The sequence below is a fragment of the Mesorhizobium sp. M0500 genome (assembly GCF_040321165.1).
GTDB lineage: Bacteria > Pseudomonadota > Alphaproteobacteria > Rhizobiales > Rhizobiaceae > Mesorhizobium.
Genome location: NZ_JAMYRB010000039.1, coordinates 15,578 through 33,824 on the forward strand (window position 1 = coordinate 15,578; position 18,247 = coordinate 33,824).

General features: G+C 63.1%; 19 protein-coding genes and 1 pseudogene. 11 read left to right on the forward strand and 9 right to left on the reverse strand.

Translation table 11 applies throughout. From position 1 onward, the window contains the following. Positions 1 to 331: 331 nt before the first annotated feature. Together NKI70_RS31425 and NKI70_RS31430 are read left to right on the forward strand one after the other, a co-directional pair. The gene (locus NKI70_RS31425; protein ID WP_352571760.1) at positions 332 to 1,576 is read left to right on the forward strand and encodes a DegT/DnrJ/EryC1/StrS family aminotransferase; all 1,245 of its coding nucleotides are present in this window, start codon (positions 332 to 334) and stop codon (positions 1,574 to 1,576) included. Between the two features lie 169 nt (positions 1,577 to 1,745). Then, the gene (locus NKI70_RS31430) at positions 1,746 to 2,189 is read left to right on the forward strand and encodes an SRPBCC family protein (RefSeq protein WP_352571761.1); all 444 of its coding nucleotides are present in this window, start codon (positions 1,746 to 1,748) and stop codon (positions 2,187 to 2,189) included. A gap of 31 nt (positions 2,190 to 2,220) precedes the next feature. Here NKI70_RS31430 and NKI70_RS31435 read toward each other — a convergent pair whose 3' ends face one another. From NKI70_RS31435 to NKI70_RS31455, 5 genes are all read right to left on the reverse strand, one after another. Continuing rightward, entirely contained in the window at positions 2,221 to 2,586 is a 366-nt protein-coding gene (locus NKI70_RS31435; RefSeq protein ID WP_352571762.1) for a GFA family protein, read from the reverse strand. A 194-nt stretch (positions 2,587 to 2,780) separates the two neighbouring features. Then, positions 2,781 to 4,247, reverse strand: a complete 1,467-nt coding sequence (mocR, locus tag NKI70_RS31440; protein WP_245274662.1) for a rhizopine catabolism transcriptional regulator MocR — start codon at positions 4,245 to 4,247, stop codon at positions 2,781 to 2,783. A gap of 4 nt (positions 4,248 to 4,251) precedes the next feature. After that, positions 4,252 to 4,458, reverse strand: a complete 207-nt coding sequence (locus tag NKI70_RS31445) for a LacI family DNA-binding transcriptional regulator (RefSeq protein ID WP_023675823.1) — start codon at positions 4,456 to 4,458, stop codon at positions 4,252 to 4,254. Between the two features lie 199 nt (positions 4,459 to 4,657). After that, positions 4,658 to 5,569 (reverse strand): myo-inosose-2 dehydratase, encoded by a 912-nt coding sequence (gene iolE, locus NKI70_RS31450; protein ID WP_352505532.1) that lies wholly within the window; start codon positions 5,567 to 5,569, stop codon positions 4,658 to 4,660. A gap of 119 nt (positions 5,570 to 5,688) precedes the next feature. After that, on the reverse strand, positions 5,689 to 5,976 hold the full coding sequence (locus NKI70_RS31455; RefSeq protein ID WP_352505533.1) for a DUF3175 domain-containing protein: 288 nt from the start codon (positions 5,974 to 5,976) through the stop codon (positions 5,689 to 5,691). Positions 5,977 to 6,228: 252 nt separating this feature from the next. Here NKI70_RS31455 and NKI70_RS31460 point away from each other — a divergent pair, with 252 nt between their 5' ends. The 7 genes from NKI70_RS31460 (at position 6,229) to NKI70_RS31490 (ending at position 14,138) form a co-directional block, all read left to right on the forward strand. Beyond that, complete coding sequence (locus tag NKI70_RS31460; protein WP_502896742.1) at positions 6,229 to 7,383, forward strand: MFS transporter; 1,155 nt, start codon at positions 6,229 to 6,231, stop codon at positions 7,381 to 7,383. A gap of 173 nt (positions 7,384 to 7,556) precedes the next feature. Next, on the forward strand, positions 7,557 to 8,585 hold the full coding sequence (gntR, locus tag NKI70_RS31465) for an HTH-type transcriptional regulator GntR (protein WP_352571764.1): 1,029 nt from the start codon (positions 7,557 to 7,559) through the stop codon (positions 8,583 to 8,585). A 296-nt stretch (positions 8,586 to 8,881) separates the two neighbouring features. Continuing rightward, positions 8,882 to 10,006, forward strand: a complete 1,125-nt coding sequence (locus tag NKI70_RS31470; RefSeq protein ID WP_352571765.1) for a sugar ABC transporter substrate-binding protein — start codon at positions 8,882 to 8,884, stop codon at positions 10,004 to 10,006. A 79-nt stretch (positions 10,007 to 10,085) separates the two neighbouring features. Then, the gene (locus NKI70_RS31475) at positions 10,086 to 11,627 is read left to right on the forward strand and encodes a sugar ABC transporter ATP-binding protein (protein WP_352726078.1); all 1,542 of its coding nucleotides are present in this window, start codon (positions 10,086 to 10,088) and stop codon (positions 11,625 to 11,627) included. Beyond that, the gene (locus NKI70_RS31480) at positions 11,624 to 12,604 is read left to right on the forward strand and encodes an ABC transporter permease (RefSeq protein WP_023675830.1); all 981 of its coding nucleotides are present in this window, start codon (positions 11,624 to 11,626) and stop codon (positions 12,602 to 12,604) included. The genes NKI70_RS31475 and NKI70_RS31480 overlap by 4 nt, the downstream gene beginning before the upstream one ends. Further along, entirely contained in the window at positions 12,601 to 13,587 is a 987-nt protein-coding gene (locus NKI70_RS31485) for an ABC transporter permease (RefSeq protein WP_352647045.1), read from the forward strand. The genes NKI70_RS31480 and NKI70_RS31485 overlap by 4 nt, the downstream gene beginning before the upstream one ends. A 5-nt stretch (positions 13,588 to 13,592) precedes the next feature. Further along, positions 13,593 to 14,138, forward strand: coding sequence for a gluconokinase (locus tag NKI70_RS31490; protein ID WP_352453285.1), 546 nt, complete (start codon positions 13,593 to 13,595; stop codon positions 14,136 to 14,138). On the opposite strand, the gene NKI70_RS31495 is transcribed toward NKI70_RS31490, so the two are convergent. Together NKI70_RS31495 and NKI70_RS31500 are read right to left on the reverse strand one after the other, a co-directional pair. Next, positions 14,135 to 14,584, reverse strand: a complete 450-nt coding sequence (locus NKI70_RS31495) for an RrF2 family transcriptional regulator (protein ID WP_006202816.1) — start codon at positions 14,582 to 14,584, stop codon at positions 14,135 to 14,137. The two genes, NKI70_RS31490 and NKI70_RS31495, sit on opposite strands and share 4 nt — an antisense overlap. Positions 14,585 to 14,831: 247 nt before the next feature. After that, the gene (locus NKI70_RS31500; RefSeq protein WP_352700205.1) at positions 14,832 to 15,818 is read right to left on the reverse strand and encodes a sulfate ABC transporter substrate-binding protein; all 987 of its coding nucleotides are present in this window, start codon (positions 15,816 to 15,818) and stop codon (positions 14,832 to 14,834) included. A 285-nt stretch (positions 15,819 to 16,103) separates the two neighbouring features. On the opposite strand from NKI70_RS31500, the gene NKI70_RS31505 reads away from it, so the two are divergent. Both NKI70_RS31505 and NKI70_RS31510 read left to right on the forward strand, forming a co-directional pair. Continuing rightward, entirely contained in the window at positions 16,104 to 16,367 is a 264-nt protein-coding gene (locus NKI70_RS31505; protein WP_352700206.1) for an antitoxin, read from the forward strand. 8 nt (positions 16,368 to 16,375) lie between these two features. Further along, entirely contained in the window at positions 16,376 to 16,774 is a 399-nt protein-coding gene (locus NKI70_RS31510; protein ID WP_352595370.1) for a type II toxin-antitoxin system VapC family toxin, read from the forward strand. A 14-nt stretch (positions 16,775 to 16,788) separates the two neighbouring features. Here NKI70_RS31510 and NKI70_RS31515 read toward each other — a convergent pair whose 3' ends face one another. Then, positions 16,789 to 17,829 carry a sulfate/molybdate ABC transporter ATP-binding protein gene (locus NKI70_RS31515; protein ID WP_352700207.1) on the reverse strand — a complete coding sequence of 347 codons (1,041 nt, stop codon included), beginning with the start codon at positions 17,827 to 17,829 and terminating at the stop codon, positions 16,789 to 16,791. A gap of 131 nt (positions 17,830 to 17,960) precedes the next feature. Continuing rightward, positions 17,961 to 18,247: pseudogene (gene cysW / locus NKI70_RS31520) on the reverse strand (sulfate/thiosulfate ABC transporter permease CysW); the annotation flags it as partial.

An 18,247-nucleotide genomic window follows, 5' to 3' on the forward strand; every position in this document is an offset into this window, starting at 1 on the left:
TCGAGGGTCTTCCAAAGTGTGTCCCGTATTTCATGGAACCAACCGTTTGCCCAACTGGCCGGAATGGAACGCCGAAAGCTGGGTTTCCGACAGGGCCACTTTGGCGAATTCGGATGGGTACGATTTGCCTGCCGGCTGAGACACTTAGCTACCGATTTCCCCAATCACGGTTCAAAACCAGTCATAGGAACCGTCTTCCGGGCGCAGATGGCTTGGTCGAATAGCGGCGGAGTGGTTCTTTCAAACTGTGCCGACAAGCCTACAGCTGTCCACACCATCAAGCGACCACATTATCAAGTGACCCATACTGTCAAGTGACTGGAGGCCTGTCATGTACACCGCCGGCGAAGAGGAAATCGAAGCCATTGCCAGGGTGATCCGCTCGGGCGCGCTGTTTCGTTACGGCAAGGACAGCGAATGCGACCGCTTCGAGGCCCGCTATGCGCAGCATCTTGGCGTCGAGCATTTCGCGCTGGCCGCCAGCGGCACCTATGGGCTCGCCGCCGGCCTGATCGGCCTCGGCATCGGCCCGGGGGACGAAGTGCTGGTGCCGGCGCACACCTATATGGCGACCGCGACCGCGGTGCTGTCGGTAGGGGCCATTCCAGTCATCGTCGACATCGACGAGAGCCTGACCATCGATCCCATCGCCTTGCGCGATGCCATCGGGCCGCGCACCAGGGCGGTCATCCCGGTGCATATGTGGGGCGCGGCCTGCAACATGAATGCGATCATGGACATTGCTGCCAAGCGCGGCTTGCTGGTGCTGGAGGATGTCTGCCAAGGCATCGGCGGCGGCTATGAGGGCCGCAAGCTCGGTTCGATCGGCCATGCCGGCGCCTATTCCTTCAACTATTTCAAGAATATGACCTCGGGTGAGGGCGGCGGCATCGCCACCAGCGACCCGAAAGTGGCGGAGCGGGCGCGCTGCGCCATCGACCCTTGCCATTTCTACTGGCAGGGCAGAAGCGACAGCATCAAACCCTTCGCCGGCATCGGCGCGCGTGCTTCCGAACTGATGGGGGCGATGCTCAACGTCCAGCTCGACCGGCTGGACGGCATCATCGAGGCGATGCGAGCCGAGAAGAAGACGGTGCTGGCCGGTACCCGCCACCTTAGCAATCTTGGGCTGACGCCGTCGCCGATGAACAGCGCGGACGACGATTGCGCCGCACAGGTGATGTACCTGCTGCCGAGCGAGCAGGCGGCGCAGACTTTTTCGAAGATCATTCCGAGCGTCGTTGCCGGCAAGACCGGCCGTCACAATTTCACCCAGTGGGACCAGGTGCTGATGCATGAAGGCGCGCATCATCCGGCGCTCAATCCTTACACACTGCCCGAGAACCAGGGCCTGCGGCTGGATTATTCCGACGACCTCGGCAAGCACTCTCTCGACATCCTCAACCGCACCGTGATGGTCGCCATGAACCCGGCGCACAGCGATACCGACATTCAGGACATGATCCACAACATCGACGCGGCGGCGCGGGTGGCGCTGGAGAATGCTTCGCTCGATGATATCGAATTGCGCAAGGCGGCACCGGTTGATCTGCAGAAGTTCGACAGTGTGAACTAGACCAGATTCGGCGCGGTTTGCTACCCTGCGGTCGAGTTCCTTGTCCGGTGGCCGGCCGAGGATTCCGGCCGGCATAACCGGTCGCCAAAAAATCCGCAGGCCCGTGTCGGATAGGCCGGGCTCCGCTCGTCCTAGGGGGCATCGATCACCAACACGGAGGATTAACGATATGCCCGGCACCGTACGGCTGCACCGCGTTCTGACAACCAGCCCGGAGAAAGTCTACCGCGCGTTCCTCGAAGCGGATGCACTTGCGAAATGGCTTCCGCCGAACGGCTTCACCTGCACGGTTCATCACTTCGAGGCGAAAGTCGGCGGTACGTTCAAAATGTCCTTCCGCAACTTCACCACCGGCGACAGCCACTCGTTCGGCGGCGAATATGTCGAGCTCGTGCCCAATGAGCAACTGCGTTACATCGACCGGTTCGACGACCCCAACCTGGCCGGCGAGATCGAGGTGACCGTGACATTGAAGAAAGTGTCGGTCGGCACCGAAGTGAATATCACGCAGACAGGTATTCCAGACGCCATCCCGGTTGAGGCCTGCTATCTCGGCTGGCAGGAGTCGCTGCGAAATCTGGCGAAGCTCGTTGAACCCGAGATCAACCAGTAAGATAAAGCGCTGCCCTGGCGGGTTGGAGTCGCTAACCGGAAACCCAGGGGTGACGCCGTTCTTCCCAGGCGACGTGCGCTGGCGTCGGAAAGGCCGGATCGGCGAAGCAGCCGACCGCGACGGCGATCCATTCAGGCTTTCGCTCGGGCTCCCAGAAGACGCTCGAGCCGCAGCCCGGGCAGAAATGGAAAGTGACGTGATGGCCGCTCCGAGCCGATCGCCTGTAGGTACTGGCGTCGCCTTCGGCTTCTACCTTGTCGCGCGCAAAGAAGGCGGCGACGCCGTATGTGCTGCCGGTTCGTTTCTGGCAGTCGAGGCAGTGGCACTGTGCGACCAGCTGCGGCTCTCCGTTACAGGAGATCCTCAGTTGCCCACAGGCACAGGATGCGGTTCTCATGGCAATCCTCATGGTTCAGATGAATGCGTTGCCCGCCTATACCGGCGGTAGGCATGCTTCTGGTTTTCGGGGAGGTTCGGCCTTGGGAAGCGCGCTTTGCGCGAACGCCGAAAAACAAGGACCGATGCCCCATATTCCTAATCACTGCGGGCGATTGACTCAACCCCGCGGTGAACGAGATGGAGAGCCTGGCTCTAGCTTCTATCCAATCTTAGGAACGCGGCGCGCAGCGCCAGAACGGCGCGCAAGATCTGACGTTCGTCCATTGCCGCGTAGCCGAGCAGCAGGCCGTGCTCGGGTTCAGTAGAGTGGTAGTTGATGGAGATGCCCTGAACGTCGAGCCCCTCCTTGACGGCGGCGGCGACCACGTCGCTGTCCTTATAGGGCCTGACGAAGCTGGCCAGCAGTTGCATGCCTGAATCGTTTTCCGTGACGGTCAGCCATTCGGCCAGATGCTCCTGGCACAGCTTGACGAAGTTCGCCTGCCGGCGCGCATAGAGCCGGCGCATGCGCTTGAGGTGCGTGGCGAAATAGCCCTGCGTGATGAAGTCGTTGACCGTTGCCTGCAGGATCAGTGGCGCGAACTGGCCGGTGATGCTCACCGCCCGGTCGAACGGAACCGACAATTCGCGCGGCACGATCAGATAGCCGATGCGCAGCGCCGGAATCAGCGTCTTGCCGAAGCTGCCGATATAGACGACGCGGTCGGCATGATCGAGCCCGCGTAGCGCCGGCACCGGCCGGCCGCGGAACCGGTATTCGCCGTCATAGTCATCCTCGACGATCCAGGCGCCGTTGCGTTCGGCGATGTCGAGCAGCTGCAACCGCTCCTCGATGCGCATGATTGTGCCGAACGGCCATTGGCAGGATGGCGTCACATAGATCAGCCGCGGCGGCGGCAGCTCCGGATCGGCAAGATGCCAGCCGCGCCGGTCGACCTTCAACGGTGCCAGCCTGGCACCGCTGGCGAGAAAGGCGCTCTTGGCGCCGAGATAGCCGGGCTCCTCCATCCAGACATGGTCGCCTTCGTCCATCAGCACGCGCGAGACCAGATCGAGCGCTGCCTGCGCACCGGTGACGATGATCACCTGGTCGGCGGTGCAGCTGATGCCGCGCGACAGGCCGATGGTCGAGGCAATGGCCTGACGCAGGCCGGGGTGGCCGGCAAAGGAGAGATAACCAAGCAGGCTCTCGTCGCGGCTGCGTGCATTGCGCACCAGAAGGCTTGACCAGATGGTGAACGGAAACGATGCCGTTTCAGGCACGCCGGGATGGAAATTGATGACGCCGGCATTGCGTGGCGGCTGCGGGCCGTTGACGATGGTCTGGCCACGCCGCGACAGCTTTTGCGGCGCTGCCAGTCCGGCGCGCAGGGATGCCAAGGGGCGGTTCTGCTGGATCGGCGCCACCCAGGTGCCCGATCCGGCACGCGCCTCGATAAAACCTTCGGCAAGGAGCTGGTCATAGGCGGCGATGACCGTGTTGCGCCCGACCTTCAGATCTTCGGCCAGCGAGCGCGTCGACGGCAGCAGCGTGTTCTGCGGGATTTGGCCGTCAAGGATGAAGCGTCGCAAGGCGCCGTAGATCTGACGATGCATCGGTTCTTCCGAAGCGCGGTCGACCGACATGATGTCGAGGGAAAGGCGCATGTGGTCGGCCACGGCACTATCCCCCGACGGACCGGGCGGCGCGGGCGATCTTTTCCTCGTTGAGCCGGCAGACAGTGTCGAGCACCAGTCGCCTGGTTTCGGGGCGGATCTCGCGGCTGTTCTTCAGCGCGCGATGCACGGTGGCGGCGCCAAGTTCCGCCTTCTCGGCAATCTCCCGGATGGTGCAAAGCCGTTCCATGCCAAGCGCAGCTTCGAAAGCCATGTCGCTCCTCCTCGGTTGCATCAAGGCACGGCTTCCGGCCGGCCTCAAGCTTGAAAGTCGGGGTTTTAATCCAGAGCCGGGATTCTGCGATCCGCGCCGCGCAGGGAGCAAGGCGGCGCGGATCGCCGGGCGCTTTCGCGTCGCTAACCCCATCGAGGCGCGCGCCCATTATGTTCCTCCGGCTCGCAATGCGGGCCGGTCAGCCTGCCTTCCGAGTCGCCACTTCGAAGCCGGCCTCGCGGGCGGTGGCGAGCAGCGAGAAATAGCCTTTGCTGGCATAGGTCAGCGGATGCGCCTTGGCCGGATCCTGCTCGGCTTCGACAACGAGCCAGCCTTCATAGCCGCGCGCAGCGAGGGGTTTCAGCAATGACAGGAAATCGACCGAGCCGTCGCCGGGCACGGTAAAAATGCCGTCCATTACCGCCGCCATGAAGCTCATGTCCTCGCGGCGTGCCCGTTCCAGCACCGCCCTGCGAACGTCCTTGCAATGGAAATGCACGATACGGTCGAGATGCCGTTGCAGCAGCGATTGCGGGTCGCCGCCCGAAAACAGGCAGTGGCCGGTATCGAACAAAAGGCCGACGCTTCGGCCCGTCGCCGCCATCAGCCTGTCGACTTCATCGTCCGTCTCGACGATGGTGCCCATGTGGTGGTGGAAGGCCATGCCGACCCCGAATGCAGCCATGCGGTCGGCGAGGGCGGTCAGTTTCTTGCCATAGGACGGCCAGTCCCTGTCGGCGAGGCGCGGGCGCTCGGAGATCGGTGCGAAAATGCCGTCATGGCGACCGCGCGAGGTGTCGGCGTAGACGACGATCCTGGCGCCAAGGTCGCGCAACAGCTGAAGATGTGGGGTGATCGCCGCGAATTCCTCGTCGACCGTGCGGTCGAGAATGCGGCCATCATACCAGCCGGAAACGAGTTCCAGGCCATAGGAAGACAGGAGCGGCCCAAGCACTTCAGCCTGGCGCGGAAATTTGCCGCCGAGTTCGGTGCCGCGGTAGCCGGCCAGCGCCGTTTCCGACAGGCAAGTCTCCAAGGACGTATCCCCGCCAAGCGCCGGAACGTCGTCATTGCTCCAGGTGATGGGATTGATGCCGATCTTGACCGTCATGACGCCAGGCTTTTGCGGGCTTGGGAAGACAAGCCGAGCCTGCAGACTGGCGACAAAGAGGCCCTGTCACTAGGTCCAGTTCAGCCGAATTTGGCAGAACCAATTAATGGTGACCGATTCTAGTCTTCCTTTGGGCGGCCAAAAAGGACGCGCAGTTCATCCTTTGCGTCCTCCAGCACTTCCTTCTGCGCCGCCGGCAGGTTCTTGCCGGCGCGGTTGATGTAGAAATTCAGCATCGACATGGCGGATTGAAACGGCCCTGCCTTGCGTCGGTCGCTGTGCTCGGCCGATCGCTTCAACGAGGCGGCGATTTTCCTTGGATCGTGGGATTCGAAGATATGTTCCTCGAGGTCCAGCGCGTCACTGTGCTCGGTGACGTCGGCGGACCATTTCCGTTGCGCGGTCATGGCAAACTCCTTCCACTAGGTCGTTGCCGGAAAACGCCTTATGGCGCACCCCTGTTCCACTTCGGCCCGAATCCCTGGAGCCACGGATTTGCCTGTCGTGGCGCTGCTCGGCGATGCGAATGCGCCGATAGTGGTCAGAACCGCCGATTCAAGAACTGCGGACAGGAAAAGCTCTTGACCCCAATCGTCTCAAGCCAGGCAGAAAGTTCCGGCATCGACAGTGCCTATGCCTGGATACGGCTGGGCATCTCGATGCTGCTGGCAACGATCGGCGGGGTCGGCATGTGGGCGGTGGTGGTGGTGCTGCCTGCCGTGCAGGCAGAATTCGGCGTCGATCGCGCCGCTGCCTCGATGCCCTACACCGCGACCATGGTCGGCTTTGCCGCCGGCAATGTGCTGTTCGGCCGCGCCATCGACCGCATGGGGTATTGGATCCCGGCGCTGATTGCCGCGATTACACTTGGCGCCGGCTTCCTGCTGGCGTCGTTGACCAGTTCGATCCTGCAGTTCACCCTCGTCCAGGGCCTGTTGATCGGCGTCGGCTCGTCGGCGATCTTCGGCCCTTTGATCGCCGATATCTCGCATTGGTTTAACCGTCGCCGCGGCGTCGCGGTGACGGCTGCCGCGTCCGGCAACTATCTCGCCGGAGCGATCTGGCCGACGGCGATGCCCTATGTCATGCAGACCGAAGGCTGGCGCTTCACCTATGCCGCGATCGGCGTCGTCTGCCTGGTCACCATGGTGCCCTTGATCCTGCTGCTCCGGCGCGGCGCACCGCCCCAGGCGGCTCCGGGATCGCCGGGCAGCCGCGTGGTCCAGCCGATCTCCCTGTCGCCGGCGGCCTTGCAGGCGCTGCTCATCGTGGCCGGGCTCGGCTGCTGCGTGGCGATGTCGATGCCGCAAGTCCATATCGTCGCCTATTGCATGGATCTCGGCTACGGCGTGGCGCATGGCGCCGATATGCTGTCGATCATGCTGGCGGCGGGCGTCGTCAGCCGGCTTGGCTCGGGTTTCCTTGCCGATCGCATCGGCGGCGTGAAAACCCTGCTGATCGGCTCGGTGCTGCAATGCCTGTCGCTGTTGTTCTATATCCCGTTCGACGGGCTTGCCTCGCTTTATGTCGTCTCGCTGGTCTTCGGCCTGTCGCAAGGCGGCATCGTGCCCTGTTATGCGATCATCGTGCGCGAATATATGCCAGCCAAGGAGGCTGGCCAGCGCGTCGGCATCGTCATGATGGCGACCATTTTCGGCATGGCGATCGGCGGCTGGATGTCGGGCTGGATCTACGATCTGACCGGTTCTTATGCCGCCGCGTTCCTCAACGGCATTGCCTGGAACCTGCTGAATATTTTGGCCATGCTGCTGCTGCTGTGGAAGGCCCGGCGCAGCGCTGCTGTGGCGGCCTGAAGCACAGCGGTACGGATACAGTCTCTCCGGCCGTCGCTTGACAACAGCCGAAGGCTGCGCGACGCCAGACAAGGTGTGGCAACGGGCCAGTTTGGCATGGCAGCAGTTTCAAAAACGCTGAACATCGTTTCACGGTCGCGTGTGGGCGGTTGCCCGGCGTCCGGACGAGTACGGTGATCAAGCCGCGCTCGCGCCGCGGCGGCGGCCGCCCGACCATCGCCGATGTCGCCCGCAAGGCCGGCGTCGGCGCCATTACCGTATCGCGCGCCCTGCGTGAGCCGGGGCGTGTCTCGGAAGATCTGCGCCGCCAGATCGAGTCGGCCGTGAACGAGCTCGGCTATGTGCCCGACCCGAATGCGCGGGCGCTGGCTTCGGCGCGCGCCGAGGTCTTTGGCGTTCTGGTGCCGTCGCTTACCAACAACGTCTTTGCCGAAGTGGTGCGCGGCATCTACGACAGCCTGTCGGACGGCCCTTTCCGGATTCAGCTCGGCAACACCCACTATTCCGGCCTCGAGGAAGAGCGGCTGCTGCAGGTGTTTGGCCCGCAACGCCCAGCGGCGCTGATCGTGGCCGGCATCGACCAGACGCCGGCGTCGCGAAAACTGCTGGAAACGGCAGGCTGTCCGGTGGTGCAGGTGATGGAGACCGGGCCCGATCCGGTCGACATGATGGTCGGCTTCTCGCATTTCGAGGGCGGCAAGGCGGCTGCGGAACATCTGATCGAGGCAGGCTATCGCCGGATCGGCTTCATCGGTGCGCGCATGGATCCGCGTTCGCAGCGGCGGCTTGCCGGCTATCGCGCGGCGATGGAGGCGGCCGGCCTGTTCGATCCGAGGCTCACCACCACGACGCCGGTGCCCTCCAGCGTCACCCTCGGCCGCGAATTGTTCCGCGACGCGCTGGCCAAGGTGCCGAGCCTCGATGGGGTGTTCTGTAACAATGACGATATCGCCCTTGGCGTGCTGTTCGAATGCCACCGCGCTTCGATCGCCGTGCCGAAGACGATCGGTATCGTTGGCTTCAACGATCTCGACATGATGGAGGTGGCCTTTCCGTCGGTCACCAGCGTTCGGACCTACCGCTACGAGATCGGCCGGCGGGCGGTCGCCATGGCGCTTGCGGCGATCGAAGGCAACAGGCCAGAGCAGCGGGTCGTCGACCTTGGCTTCGAACTCAAGCGACGTGAGAGCACGGCGCGCTGAAGCGAGCTTCGACGCAATGGCGCTTTACACTACGTCATGGTAGCGCTACCAGTTATCGCCGGGCGATACTTCGCCCCGACGATGGGAGGCTGTTTATTATACATAAGCGACAGCTCATGCTTGTTTATTATGTATAATATGATAGTTTTTGTGGGACTAGCCGGGCAGCAAAGGAGGGGATCGGGTCGGCATTCGGCCACCTGAACGCGCGACGGGTACGGCGGGAGGTGCCGGGCCGGAAACGCGCAAATTCATCGGCGTAACAACAAACAAAACTGCAACTGGGAGGAATATCGATGATCAAGTCACTCGTTGGCGGTATCGTTGCCGCCACTGCTTTCGTCATGCTGAGCTCGTCGGCGATCGCCGATCCTGAAATCGTCAAGGGGCCATCGGCCGAGCCTGACTGCTTCGCGCCCTGGTCGGCCGATACGCAGTTCTTCAAGTTCCCCAAGAAAGACGGCCCGTACCGCATCGCTCTGGCCAACGGCTATATCGCCAACACTTGGCGCATCCAGATGGTGCAGACGGCAAAGGCCTATGCAGCGCAGCCGGACGTCGCGGCCAAGCTCAAGGAATTCAAGGTGGTCTCGACCGGCGAAGACGTGCCGGCCCAGATTTCGGCGATCAACAATTTCATCGATTCCGGCTATGACGCGATTGTCGTCAACGCCCAGAACCCGACCGCATTCGGTCCTGTCATCAAGCGGGCCAAGGAAGCCGGCGTGGTGCTGGTCGCCTTCGACAACATCCTCGACACCAAGGATGCCATCAACGTCAATGTCGACCAGAAAGGCCTTGGCGAATTGTGGGCCAACTGGCTGGTCAAGCACGTGCCGAACGGCGGCAAGGTGCTGGAAGTGCGCGGCGTCGCCGGCACGTCCGTCGACACCGATCGCCATAACGGCATCCACGAGGTTCTCGACGCTTCCGGCAAGAAATGGGATGTCACCGAGGTCGTCGGCAAATGGGATGACGGCGTTGCGCAAAAGGCTACGGCCGATGCCATTGCCACCAACGGCCCCTTCGACGGCATTACCGGACAGGGCGGCGATACCGGCATCGTGCAGGCGATGATCGATGCCAAGCATCCGTTCGTGCCGTTCGGCGGCGAGACGGAGAACGGCTTCCGCAAATTCTGCGCCAAGTTCGCCGCTGACGGCCTGAAATGCTCGTCGGCCGGCACCGGCCCGGCTCAGGTCGCGGTTGCCATCAAGACGGCGATTGCAGCACTTGAAGGCCAGGTCGTGCCGCAAGCGGTCAAGCTGCCGCTGGCGATCGTCGAGGATCCGAACTTCAAGGCAGGCCAGGATTTCTTCCCCGATCAGTCCGACAATTTCTTCGTCGGCAATTCCTTCCCGACCTGCGGCATCAATTTCACGGCGCAGGAAATCATGGGCCAGAGCAAGGAAAACCAGTAAACTCCGACAGCCCGACGCCGCGGGAATCCCGCGGCGTCGGCGCTCGACATCCTGATTGCCAAGCGCCTGGGGAGGGCCGATGGACGGTGCGGTTCCGCTCTTCCGCATGGAAGGCATATCCAAGCGCTATGGCGGCGTGCGGGCGCTGGAGAAGGCCGAACTGTCGGTCACTCCAGGCAGCATCCACGCCATTCTCGGCGAGAACGGCGCCGGCAAATCGACGCTGATCAAGGTCATGGCGGGGGTCGTTGCGCCCGACGAGGGCCGCATGATGCTGGACGGAAGCGAAGTTACCTTCGCTTCGCCGGCCGCCGCCAACCAGGCCGGCATCGTCTGCATCTTCCAGGAGCTGTCGCTCGTCCCCGAACTCAGCGTTGCCGACAACATCGTCATTTCCGATCCGCCGAAGCGTTTCGGCATGATCGACCGCAAGGCGCAGCGCCGCATCGCCGAAGAAGCCCTGGCTCGCGCCGGCGCTTCCGATATCCATCCGCTGGCGCTGGTCAAGGATCTTCCTCTTTCAAGAAGGCAGATGGTCGAGATCGCCAAGGCACTGGCGCGCAAGCCGCGCATCCTGATCCTCGACGAGGCGACCTCGGCGCTGACCGCGGCTGACGTCGCCAGAGTTTTCGCCGTGTTGAAGCGGCTGCGTTCGGAAGGGCTGGCGCTGCTCTATATCTCTCACCGCATGAATGAGATCGCCGAGCTGGCCGATCAGTGCACTGTGTTCCGCAATGGCCGCAATGTCGCCAGCTACGCGGCCGGCACCAAGAGCGACAATGAAGTTGTCGAGCTGATGATCGGGCGCGAATACAGCCACATCTTTCCGCCCAAGCCCGCGCGGGCGGCTGCTGCGGCAACGCCGGCTCTCGAGGCGCGCAGCCTGTCATGGACGGATCGGCTGCACGATGTCTCGCTGTCGGTCGGGGCGGGCGAGGTGGTCGGGCTTGGCGGCCTCGACGGCCAGGGCCAGCGCGAATTGCTGCTCGCCTTCTTCGGTGTACTGCGCGGCCTGTCGGGCCAGATACTGATCGACGGCAGGCCGGTGGCGATCGCCAGTCCGGCCGCCGCGCGCGATGACCGGATCGGCATGGCGTTGATCCCGGAGGACCGCAAGACGGAAGGGTTGATGCTGCCGATGACGGTGCGCGAAAACCTCTCCTTTGCCGCCCTCGATCGGCTGTCCAGGGCCGGCATCATCGATCGCGCCGCCGAGCAGCGGCTGATCGACGACATGGTCGGTCTCCTGGCGATCAAGACCGCCGGGCTCGACATTCCGGTCGGCGCGCTGTCCGGCGGCAACCAGCAGAAGGTCGTCATCGCCAAATGGCTGATGCGGCAGCCGCGCATCATCCTGCTCAACGACCCGACGCGGGGCATCGATGTCGGCACCAAGCAGGAACTGTACCAGTTGATGCGCAAGCTTGCCGATCAAGGCGCGGCGATCCTCTTCTATTCGACCGATTATGACGAGCTGATCGGCTGCTGCGACCGGGTGCTGGTGCTCTATGACGGCGCGGTCAAGCGTGAACTGGTCGGCGCCGAAATCACCGAGCGGGCCTTGATCGCCAGCGCGCTCAACATTCATGAAGAGATGCCAAGGCAAGGAGCGGACGCGTGAAGGATTGGCGCTACTGGCTTGCCGAACAGCGCGGAACGCTGCTGGCGTTCGGCATCTTCGTCGTCATGTTCGTCATCTACACCTCGAACCATCCGGCGGGCTTCACCGCCAATGTCGTACAGACGGCCTCGAACAAGGGTGTGCTGCTCGCCTTCGTCGCCATGGCGCAAACGCTGGTGGTGATCACCGCCGGCATCGATCTCTCGGTCGGCATGATCTTCACGCTGACCAACTGCCTGGCCTCGTGGCTGGTCGTCGGCACCGGCATCGAGACCGCCTTCGGCGTCCTCGCCGTGCTCGGCACCGGGCTGCTGTGCGGGGCAATCAACGGTGCGATCGTCATCTATGGACGCCTGCAGCCGATCGTAGCCACCATCGCCACCGGCGCGGTCTATTTCGGCATCGCGCTGCTGCTTCGGCCGTTTCCCGGCGGCTCGGTCAATGAAGGGCTCGCCGATGCGCTGACCGGTCGCCTGTTTGGTTTTGTGCCGGCGAGTCTGGTGACGCTGCTGGCGGTCGTGCTCGTGGTCTGGGTGCCGTTCAGCCGGTCGGTGCTAGGCCGCGCCGCTTATGCAGCCGGCTCCTCGGAGATGGCGGCCTACATGTCCGGCGTGCCGATCCGGCGTGGAAAGTTCGCCGCCTATGCGCTTGCCGGTCTGCTTGCCGCGATCGGCGGGCTGTTCCTGACGTTCTTCACCTATACCGGCGATGCGGCCTATGCCAGCGGCAACGCCTATACGCTGTTTTCGATCGCTGCGGTCGTGCTTGGCGGCGTGTCGCTGTTCGGCGGCAAGGGCAGCGCCATCGGCGCGATCTTCGGCGCGCTTGCCTTCCGCACCATCGGCGACCTGCTGTTCGTCTTCGATTTCGATCCGCTCTGGCAGCCCCTGTTCCAGGGCGTCATTCTGCTGATCGCGGTCAGCCTCGGCGCGTTCGCCCTGTTTCGGGTCCGCAACCGGCTGGAGTGGTTCCTGTGAGCGAAACGATTGTGAGTGGTCTCGCCGGCCGCATGCCGAAATTCCTCCGCCGCGCCGACCCGGCGGTGCTGACGGCGTTCGCCTGTATCGTGCTGCTGCTGTTCCTCGGCAGCCTCTATTCGCGCAGCTTCCTGTCGCCTGAATACCTTTTGCAGCAGCTCAAGGTGGCGTCGTTTCTCGGCGTCATCGCGACCGGCATGATGCTGGTCATCCTGCTCGGCCAGATCGACCTGTCGGTGCCCTGGTCGGTGGCGGCCGGCGCGATGATGGCCTGCGCCGCGGCCGCATACGGTACCGTCGGCGTGGCGCTTGCCATTCCGTTCGGCATCTTCTGCGGTGTTCTGATCGGCATCGTCAACGGCATCGGCGTCGCCTATCTGCGCATTCCCTCGATGATCATCACGCTTGCCACCAACGCCGTCGCGCAGGGGCTGATGGTGGTCTACACGGGCGGTTTCTCGCCGCAGGATTCGGCGACCGGTGCGATGCGCTATCTGGCGACCGGCTTTGCCGTTCCTGCCGTGCCCAACGCCGTTCTCATCTGGGCGCTGATCGGCGCCGCAATGGTGTTCGTGCTGACCCGCACCGGCTTCGGCCGCACCGTTTACGGCATCGGCAATCGCGAGCGTGCCGCCTATCTTTCCGGCATCGATACAAGGCGCGTGGTGATGATCGCCTTTGCGGTTTCGGGCGGGCTCTCCGCCTTCGGCGGCGTGCTGTTGGCCGGCTATGCCTCCAAGGCGGCACAGTCGATGGGCGATGCCTATCTGCTGCCGTCGATCGCCGCGGTGGTGCTCGGCGGCACCTCGATCCTCGGCGGGCGCGGCTCCTATCTCGGCACCGTCGCCGGGGTAATCCTGATCACCCTCCTGCAATCAATTCTTTCCGTCATGCAGATGCCGGAGGCGGGACGGCAGATCATCTACGGCGTCGTCATCGTCGCCATGCTGCTGCTCTATGGCCGCGCGCCGGCAAGCCGCTGACCTGCATGACCGGTAAAGACGTGGCATATAAGCCGGCAAGCACTGTTCGAACGATACCCGCCATCGTGGTGATGGGCGTTGCCGGCTGCGGCAAGTCGGTTGTCGGCGAAGCGCTTGCAGCGGCATTGGGCGCCGTCTTTATCGAAGGCGACAGGCTGCATCCGCCCGAAAACGTCGCGCGCATGGCGAGCGGCCAGCCGCTCACCGACGCGCTGCGCGAGGGCTGGCTCGACGCGATCGGCCAGCGGATGGCCGCGTCGGTCGCAAGCGGGCAAGGTGTGGTCGCCGCCTGCTCGGCGCTGAAGCGCAGCTACCGCGATCGCCTGCGCGGCTTTTGCCCGGATATCGTTTTCGTTTACCTGGAAATCGACCCGGCAACAGCAAAACAGCGCGTCGGCAATCGCAAGGGTCATTTCATGCCGGCAAGCCTGGTCGACAGCCAGTTCGCCACGCTCGAGGCGCCAGCGGCGGACGAGGCGGCGATAACCTTGGATGGCACGCGTCCGGTCGCCGACACCGTCGCGACTGCCTTGAGCCTGCTCGCGCGCTAGATTTGCGACGTCAGTTCGACTGGGAAATCGTCATTGTCGGCGTCGCGCATGGCCGCGAGGCTGCGGTTGTCCAGCACCTCGGCGATCGCCTGCCGGACCTCCAGCATCATGTGCCGAACCTGGCAGGTCGCCTCGTCGCAATCCTCGCAGCGCTGGTATTGCGTGCGGCTGGCGCAGGGGATCGGCGCCAGCGGCCCGTCGAGGACACGCACGACATGGCCGATCTTGATCTCGGAAGCCGGCCGGGCAAGGCGGTAACCGCCTTCCTTGCCCTTGCGGCTCTGGACGAAGCCGGCGTTACGCAACTCGCCCAGGATGGCATCCAGGAATTTCTTGGGGATGTTATTGGCGACCGCAATGTCGTTGACGAATGCGAGCTGGCCGACCGGCAGGCCCGACAGATGCACGAGGGCCTTGAGGCCGTATTTGCCTTTTTTGGTAAGCATGCCCCGAGTCAACCCATGAAGCCCCAACCACCCGCGTCTGGCGGCTGTTTGTGTGCAAATCATGACGGTTTGATCACGCGAAGCCGTTCGCGAAAACAAGCCGTCCGTTCTCACGGTAGGCACAAACGCGTTGATTCTTTGTAACGTTTTGGACGGAATGCGCCCGGAAAGTGCCAGAAATCACCTTTCGCGGCGCGAAAGCAAAGAAGCCGGCAAAGCCGGCTTCTGTCAAAGTTGGAAGATCGCCTCAGCGGCTGCCATAAGTCTGGTCGAGCAGGCCGCCCGCTGCAAAGTGCTCGGCCTGGACCTTGGCCCAGCCGCCGAAGACGTCCTCCACCGTCAGCAGGCGGACATCGGGAAACTCAGCCTTGTATTTGGCGGCGACCGCCGCGTCCCGGGCCCGCAGGCCGTTGCGGGCGGCGATGTCCTGGCCCTCCGGCGTATAGAGGAAGTCGAGATAGGTCTTGGCGAGATCGCGCGTGCCATGCTCGTCTGCAACGGTGTCGACGATCGCCACCGGAAATTCCGCCAACAGGCTGACCGAAGGCGTTACCTGCTCGAACTTGTCCTCGCCATACTCCTTGCGGACGCCGCGCGTTTCCGACTCGAAGGTGATGAGTACGTCGCCGATTTCGCGCTGCACGAAAGTGGTGGTCGCGGCGCGCCCGCCGCTGTCGAATACCGGCACGTTGTTGAACAGCTTGGTGACGAACTCCTTCACCTTGGCGTCGTCGTCCCTGAAAGCTTCCTTGGCGTAGGCGGTGGCCGCAAGATAGGTGTAGCGCGCATTGCCCGAGGTTTTCGGATTGGGGAAGATCACCTGCACGTCGTCGCGCACGAGATCGCTCCAATCCTTGATGTGCTTCGGATTGCCGGCGCGCACCAGGAAGGACGGCAGCGAATAGAAAGGCGAGGCGTTGTCCGGAAAGTCCTTCTGCCAGTCGGCGGAGATGAGGCCCTTTTTGACCAGGAAGTCGATGTCGATGACCTGGTTGAACGTGACCACGTCGGCGCCGAGGCCTTCGGCGATGGCACGCGCCTGCGCCGAAGTTCCGGCATGCGACTGATCGATGGTCACACCGGGGTGCCCGGCGACGAACGCTTTGTTGACCTGCGCAAACAGTTCGCGGCCGACATCGTAAGAGGCGTTCAGCAATCTGTCGGCCGACCAGGCTTGGGAGGATGCGAGGACCAGGCCGGCCAATGTGGCGACGCCAAGCAAAAATCGCTTCATGAAAACAGGGCTCCAATGCCATGCGCTTAATGCCGGACCATAGCGGCAAGGCATCGTGCGCGACGAGGCACGCAGAGTGGCCGCTCCACGTTGTCGATAAAAGAAATATTCCCGCTGTGGGCGATTGCTAGTTTTTTCTTTCAAGAAGGGCCTTCCGCGCAGCCTGGAAGGGGTGCCGATTTCGCCCGCGTGCACGACGGTTCCCGGCCGGCCAACGCGATGCAAGGCGATTGCATCGCCGCCCTGTCTGGCATATACAAATAGTATATACAAGGAGCTGTTGTCATGTCTCAACACCGCCATTCAACAACCCCGCCGAAGGAGGCGAAGCTGTTTCGTAACAATCGCAGCCAGGCGGTGCGCATTCCTGTCGAGTTCGAACTTCCCGGCGAAAAGGTCTTGATCAGCCGTGAAGGCGACCGCCTGATCATCGAGCCGGTCCGCAAACCTGGCCTCACCGCACTGCTCGCGCAATGGGCGAAAGAGCCGCCGCCCGATGCCGAGGAAGACTTTCCCGAAGTCGAGGATATGCCTGTCAAATCCGAGTAATTTTTTTGATGCGGTTCATGCTGGACACGAACATTGTCAGCGACATGATCCGAAATCCGGCCGGGAAAGCCGCAAGCGCTGTCCTGCGCGTGGGAGACGCCGCCGTGTGTACCAGCATCGTGGTCGCGTCGGAACTGCGATATGGCTGCGTCAAGAAAAGATCAGCCAAGTTGCACAAGAAGGTCGAGGAATTGCTGGCTGAGATTCCCGTCTTGCCGCTCGATGTGCCGATGGATGCCGAGTACGGCGCGATTCGCGCAGAACTGGAAGGCAGGGGCCAGACCATCGGCCAAAATGACCTTTTTATTGCTGCCCACGCCCGTGCGCTTGGAACTACCCTGGTGACCGCCAACACCGGGGATTTCAACCGGATCAAAGGCCTGAAGGTCGAGAACTGGCTGGTGTAGCGCCTGATAGAGGATCAAGCGGCCGGAAAAAGCTTCCAGCGCCGCGGCCGAAAAGCCACGCGACTTTTCTGCGCCGCCGGATGGTCGATGGGCAATTCGATCTCGACCCGCTGACGTTCGCCGCCGATTTCGAGCTCGACCCGCCTGGTGCCGGCGACGCGGCGGCTGGCGGCGACCGTGCCGGCGATGCAGCCGTTGCATTCTTCCACCAGATCGACGTCGTGCGGGCGAAAGAACAGCGTCGCTTCGCCTTGCGGTGCGTGCGGCGCGGAAAGCCCGATCGGCCGGTCGGCGATCCAGACCTGGCCGTCCTCGACCTTGACCGGAAGCGAACTCGATTCGCCGATGAAGCCGTAGACGAAGGGCGAGTTCGGAGTGTCGTAGATTTCGTCGGCGGTGCCGACCTGCTCGATGCGGCCCTGGCTCATCACTACGACGCGGTCGGCAAGCTCCAGCGCCTCTTCCTGGTCATGGGTGACGAAGACCGTGGTGTGGCCGGTGGCGTCGTGGATGTCGCGCAGCCAGCGGCGCAGTTCGCGGCGCACCTGCGCATCGAGCGCGCCGAACGGCTCGTCGAGCAAAAGCACGGCCGGTTCGATCGCCATGGCGCGGGCCAGCGCCACGCGCTGGCGCTGGCCGCCCGAAAGCTGTGCCGGATAGCGTTTTTCCAGACCGGAAAGCTGAACGAGGTTGAGGAGTTCCGAGGCGCGGCGGCGGATTTCCTTCGCCGACGGGCGTGACGGCCCGTGCCGGACCTTGAGTCCGAAGCCGATATTGTCGGCGACCGTCATATGGCGAAACAGCGCGTAGTGCTGGAAGACGAAGCCGACATTGCGCTCCTGAATCGACTTTTGGGACGCATCCTCTTCGCCGAAGAAGATCTTTCCGCGGGTCGGCCGCTCCAAGCCGGCAATCAGCCTGAGCAGCGTCGTCTTGCCGGAACCGGAAGGTCCCAGCAGGGCGATCAGTTCTCCCGACTTGATGTCGAGCGAAACGTCGCGGAGGGCCGGAAACCGCTCAAACTCCTTGCGCACGTTGGCAACGCGAACTTCCATGCAAATCCCTTTTGTAGTTGATGCATGCCGTTATCCCAAAACCGGTTCCCACTTTTGGGCGACATTAAATCTTTGTTTTATGCATGTCGTTGTCCAAAAACCGCTACACACTTTTGGGCGACATGCATTTGTCAGTGTCCGCGCGTCGCGGCGATCTCGGCGCCGTAGCGCATCTCGAGAAGTGTCTTCAAGACCAGCGTGACGAGCGCCAGGCCGGCAAGCAGCGAAGCGACGGCAAAGGCGGCGGCGGCATTGTACTCGTTATAAAGGATTTCGACATGCAGCGGCATGGTGTTGGTCAGCCCGCGTATGTGGCCCGACACGACCGAGACGGCGCCGAACTCACCCATCGCGCGGGCATTGCACAACAGCACGCCGTAGAGCAATCCCCATTTGACGTTGGGCAACGTCACGTACC